General features: G+C 25.3%; 1 protein-coding gene. It reads left to right on the top strand.

What is annotated here, in order from left to right; all coding sequences use genetic code 11:
• Positions 1–332, top strand: a 332-nt coding sequence (locus CPJCM30710_RS17545) for a carbohydrate ABC transporter permease (protein ID WP_212905405.1), incomplete at both ends; no start/stop codon positions are given.

Raw genomic sequence — 332 nt, 5'->3', positions numbered from 1 at the left:
AACAATAATTCCATTATTTGTAGTAGTAAATAAGTTAGGTTTAGTAAATACCTATTTAGGATTAATTATTGCTGTAATTGCTAACCCATTTAATATATTTTTATTTAGACAATTTTTTGTTACAATTCCAAAAGAAATTGAAGAAGCAGCATTAATAGATGGAGCAAACAAAATTCAAATATTCTTTAAAATAGTTTTACCACTATCAAAATCTATTTGTGCAACAGTTGCTATACTTACATTTATTGCTCAATGGAATGATTTCTTATGGCCTGTTCTAATGATATCTGATACCAAAAAGTATCCTTTACAAGTTGCATTAAATATGTTAA

Origin of the sequence: Clostridium polyendosporum (genome assembly GCF_018332455.1) — a bacterium.
In the GTDB taxonomy this organism is placed as follows: domain Bacteria; phylum Bacillota; class Clostridia; order Clostridiales; family Clostridiaceae; genus Clostridium_AY; species Clostridium_AY polyendosporum.
This window is presented reverse-complemented; position numbering and strand designations above follow the sequence as displayed.